This is a genomic window from Corallococcus exercitus, from assembly GCF_003611585.1.
Classification (GTDB): Bacteria; Myxococcota; Myxococcia; order Myxococcales; family Myxococcaceae; genus Corallococcus; species Corallococcus exercitus.
Genome location: NZ_RAVW01000608.1, coordinates 1 through 4,208, shown reverse-complemented (window position 1 = coordinate 4,208; position 4,208 = coordinate 1). Strand labels below are relative to the sequence as shown.

Genomic DNA, 4,208 nt, shown 5'->3' with positions numbered 1-4,208 from the left:
AGCGGGGGCCGGGGCCGGCTCGCGGGCCTTCTGGGCCTCGGTCGTGATGACCTGGTCCATGGCCTGCTCCAGCGGCTTGTGGGCGGCGACGCCCGGCTGGTCACCCCAGCCGTTCTTCAGCGCCTGGTGCTGGCCGCCCAGCTTCTCCGTCGCGCGCCAGTCCTGTTCGAACAGGCGCTGGTTCACGATGCCGACCTCGTACTGGCCCACCGCGGCGGGACGCGGAGGAGGACCGTCCGGCTGGGCCTCCTGCATGGTCACGACCTGGATGCGCCAGGCCCACACCGCGCCCACGAGGAAGAGGACCATGGCGCCCACACCGACGCCAATGACCTTCCCCATGACGAGGTGGTCTTCCTCGGCCGCGACGCCATGCGCGCCGACGATGACCCGCGATTCGACTTCGGACTGGGTCTTCTTCATGGCTGCACGTACCTCAGGGACTCCGCGATGTAGGGGTCCTTCACCGGGAGCGTGTACCGGCCGCGCGCCCGGAACAGGGCGTAGCCCACCGAGACCCCGCCCACGCCCACGAAGGCCGTGAGAATCGTCCAGTGGAACGTCGGACCGGCCTCACCGGAGAACGCCGGCCAGATGAGCCAATACAGGTCCACGGCGTGCATGAGAAGCATGTAGGCGGCGGCCACCGCCAGGGTCCTGGGCATCTCCTTCAGCTTGCGTGACAGCAGCGTGAAGAACGGCAGCACGAAGTGGCCGAAGAAGATGACGTAGGAGACGCCGCGCCACGGGCCGTACATGCGCAGGCCGTACCAGGGGGCCTCTTCCGGGATGTTGGCGATCCACACCAGCAGGAACTGGGAGAAGCCGATGTAGGCCCAGAACGCCGTGAAGGCGAAGATGAGCTTGCCCAGGTTGTGGTAGTGCGACGTCTTCACCAGGCTGCCGTACAGGTCCTTGCCCTGGGCGCTCACCGTGGCCAGCGCGAGGACGCAGAAGGCGGCCAGGAAGCTGCCGGCGAAGTAGTAGGCGCCGAAGATGGTGGACTGCCACAGCGGGGTGAGGCTCATCAGCCAGTCGAAGGCGGCGAAGGTGATGGTCAGCGCCAGGAAGGGCAGGGCGCCCGGGGAGAACTTGCGCTGCTTGACGGTCAGCTCCAGCTCGCCCGTCTCATCCTGCTTCGTGCTCCAGCCGTACAGCCGGTGCGAGACGAAGATCCACACCGCGAAGTAGATGACCTGGCGGACGGCGAAGAAGCCCAGGTTCAGGTAGTGGGCCTTCTTGTGCGCCAGGTGCTCCACCTCCACGCCGTGGATGTGGGCGGCCAGCGGGGAGCCATCCACCCAGGGGTAGAGGTACTTCATCATCGGGATGAGGGCGAGGATGAGCACCGCGAAGACGGGCACCGCGATGGAGATGGTCTCCATGGCGCGGCGCAGGACGATGGGCCACTTCGCCTTGGCCGTGTGGAAGATGGCCAGCATGATGAGGGCGGACACGCTGATGCCGACCCAGTACGTGAAGCCCAAGAGGTAGCTGAAGCTGGTCGCCTCGGGGTTCATGAAGAAGCCCACGGCGGTGAGCACGAGGCCCACCACGCCCAGGCCGAACGCGGGCACCATCAGCTTGGGCGTGCCGGTGTAGCGCTCCATGGCAATCATCGGTTCTCCTGCGGGACGGGCTGCGTCCCGGCGGTGCTGCGAGCGGCCTGCAGCGCGCGCACGTAGGCGACGACGGCCCAGCGCTCACGCGTGTCGAGCTCACCCGAGAAGGACGGCATGATGCCGTAGCCCTCGTTGATGGCGGTGTAGAAGTGGCCGGCCGGCTTGTCCGCGAGCTCCAGGAGCGACGGCGGCAGGCGCAGGGCCATGTTCTCCGCGACGACGCTGTTGCCGTCGCCGAGCACGCCATGGCACTGCGAGCAGACGATGTTGTACTTCTTCTGGCCCAGCGCCAGCAGCTGCTTGTCCACCGGCAGCGGGATGGCGTTCACGGCGACGCCGTTGGCGCGGCCCGTGGAGATGCCCGGGTTGCCCACCGGCCGCTCGCGCGGGACGGTGCCGGCGGGGGGCACGCGCATGGCGCGGCCGTCCGGCCAGAACTCGGACGTCTCGTAGTACTCGTACTTGGCCTGGGTCTCCATGCGCTGGAGGAACTCCGAGCTGACGTTGCAGCCCGTGAGCGCGGCGAGCCCGGCGGCGGGGATGAGCCACCTCATTCGTTCTCTCCCGACACGACGGTCACGTGGGTCGCGCCCAGGGCCGTCAGCTGGTTCTTGACGTCCGCGGCGTCCGTCCCCGTGGGGTGCGGGATGCTCAGCCAGTAGCCGTGCGTGGACGCGCTGCGGAACTCTTCCGACTCGAAGGCCGGGTGGTAGGGCTGCGGCAGCTTGCTCAGGCCCAACAGGCCAAAGAAGATGCCGAACGCGGCGAACAGCACGCTCAGCTCGAACGTGATGGGCACCCAGGCCGGGAGGCTCAGCAGCGGACGGCCACCGACGTTGAGCGGATAGTCGATGGTGTTCATCCACGTCTGCATCGAGAGGGCGGTCACCATGCCGGTGAGGCCGCCGCCCAGGGCGATGAAGGGCATGCGAGAGGGCGGCAGGCCCAACGCCTCCGACCCGCCGTGCAGCGGATAGGGGGAGTAGGTGTCCATCCCCTGGAAGCCCTTCTCGCGCATCTGCTGCGTCGCGGAGACGAGGGCTTCCGGGGTGGCGAACTCGGCCAACACCCAGGAATCAAGGACCTTGGCTTCCATGATGCTAGTGCGCTCCGTGGGTGAGGGTACCCGCCCCGGCGGTGTCCGCGCCGTGGCCGTTGGCAGCGTGGGCGGCGTGCTTGAGCTCCAGCTGGAGCTCCTTCACCTCGCTCACCGCGACGGCGGGAACGAACTTGAGGAACAGGAGGAACAGGGTGCCGAACAGGCCCAGGGTGCCGACGTAGATGCACCAGTCCACCCAGGTCGGCGTGTAGATGTCCCACGACGAGGGCAGGAAGTCCTGGGAGAGCGACGTCACGATGATGATGAAGCGCTCGCACCACATGCCGATGTTCACCGCGATGGACGCCACCCACATGATGGGGATGCTGGTGCGGGCCTTCTTGAACCAGAAGATGTTCGGCGTGACCACGTTGCAGGTGATCATCAGCCAGTACACGCCGGCGTAGGGGCCCGTGGCGCGGTTCACGTAGAAGGTCCAGAACTCGTACTGGTTCATGGAGTACCAGGCGATGAAGTGCTCCATCAGGTACCCGTAGGACACGAGCAGGCCCGTCGCCAGGATGACCTTGTTCATGTTCTCCAGGTGGCGGTCGGTGATGACGTCCCGGAGGCCCAGGTACTTGCGGGCGGGCACGATGAGCGTGATGACCATCGCGAAGCCGCTGAACACGGCGCCGGCCACGAAGTAGGGCGGGAAGATGGTCGCGTGCCAGCCCGGAATCTGGGAGACGGCGAAGTCGAACGACACGATGGTGTGCACGGACACCACGAGCGGCGTCGAGAGGCCGGCGAGCAGCAGGTAGCCGACCTTGTAGTTGTGCCAGTGACGGCCGGAGCCGCGCCAGCCGAGGGCGAACAGGCCGTAGATGGTGCGCTGCAGCTTGCCCTTGGACGAGTCACGCAGGGCGGCCAGGTCCGGGATGAGGCCCACGAACCAGAAGAGCGCGGACACCGTGAGGTACGTGGAGATGGCGAACACGTCCCACACGAGCGGCGAGCGGAACTGCGCCCAGGCGCCCAGGGTGCTGGGGTAGGGGAACAGCCAGAAGGCGAACCAGGGACGGCCCGTGTGGAGCAGCGGGAAGAGACCCGCGCACATGACCGCGAACAGCGTCATGGCTTCCGCGAAGCGGTTGATGCTCGTGCGCCACTTCTGCTGGAAGAGCAGGAGGATGGCGGAGATGAGCGTACCGGCGTGGCCGATACCGACCCACCAGACGAAGTTGATGATGTCGAACGCCCAGCCGACGGGCTGGTTGTTGCCCCACACGCCGATGCCGCGCGCGAGGGTGTAGGTGACGCCGATGACCAGGAGGCCCAGGGCGGCGGACGTCATGCCCAGGAGCATGAACCAGCCCTTGCCCGGCTTGCGCCAGACATGGTCCAGCAGCGTCTCATTGAGGGACTTGTCGTCGTGGTGCGGCGCGACGAGGTCCCGGGGCTCGAGGGGGTCGAGCGGGAGTGCGTGTGCGGTCTCGGCCATGACGGTCAGTGACCTCCTTCGTGCGCCGGCGCCGCCTCAGCGG

5 protein-coding genes are annotated in these 4,208 nt (G+C 67.3%); all 5 read right to left on the bottom strand.

Annotated features, from left to right (window positions below; translation table 11 throughout):
• On the bottom strand, positions 1–423 hold a 423-nt coding region (locus D7W79_RS39530), incomplete at its 3' end, for a hypothetical protein (RefSeq protein WP_244222232.1).
• Positions 420–1,619: a hypothetical protein gene (locus D7W79_RS39525; RefSeq protein ID WP_120530385.1), complete on the bottom strand. Its 1,200-nt coding sequence runs from the start codon at positions 1,617–1,619 to the stop codon at positions 420–422. The genes D7W79_RS39530 and D7W79_RS39525, both read right to left, overlap by 4 nt.
• Positions 1,616–2,176 carry a c-type cytochrome gene (locus D7W79_RS39520; RefSeq protein ID WP_120530384.1) on the bottom strand — a complete coding sequence of 187 codons (561 nt, stop codon included), beginning with the start codon at positions 2,174–2,176 and terminating at the stop codon, positions 1,616–1,618. The genes D7W79_RS39525 and D7W79_RS39520 overlap by 4 nt, the downstream gene beginning before the upstream one ends.
• Complete coding sequence (locus D7W79_RS39515) at positions 2,173–2,718, bottom strand: DUF3341 domain-containing protein (protein ID WP_120530383.1); 546 nt, start codon at positions 2,716–2,718, stop codon at positions 2,173–2,175. Before D7W79_RS39515 ends, D7W79_RS39520 begins: the two co-directional genes overlap by 4 nt.
• A gap of 4 nt (positions 2,719–2,722) precedes the next feature.
• Complete coding sequence (gene nrfD / locus D7W79_RS39510; RefSeq protein ID WP_120530382.1) at positions 2,723–4,165, bottom strand: NrfD/PsrC family molybdoenzyme membrane anchor subunit; 1,443 nt, start codon at positions 4,163–4,165, stop codon at positions 2,723–2,725.
• Positions 4,166–4,208: the final 43 nt, after the last annotated feature.

What these genes read in the sequence shown, in the direction of transcription:
- D7W79_RS39525 (WP_120530385.1), bottom strand. Translation starts at nt 1,619, where the DNA reads ATGATTGCCATGGAGCGCTACACCGGCACGCCCAAGCTGATGGTGCCC.
- D7W79_RS39520 (WP_120530384.1), bottom strand. Translation starts at nt 2,176, where the DNA reads ATGAGGTGGCTCATCCCCGCCGCCGGGCTCGCCGCGCTCACGGGCTGC.
- D7W79_RS39515 (WP_120530383.1), bottom strand. Translation starts at nt 2,718, where the DNA reads ATGGAAGCCAAGGTCCTTGATTCCTGGGTGTTGGCCGAGTTCGCCACC.
- nrfD (WP_120530382.1), bottom strand. Translation starts at nt 4,165, where the DNA reads ATGGCCGAGACCGCACACGCACTCCCGCTCGACCCCCTCGAGCCCCGG.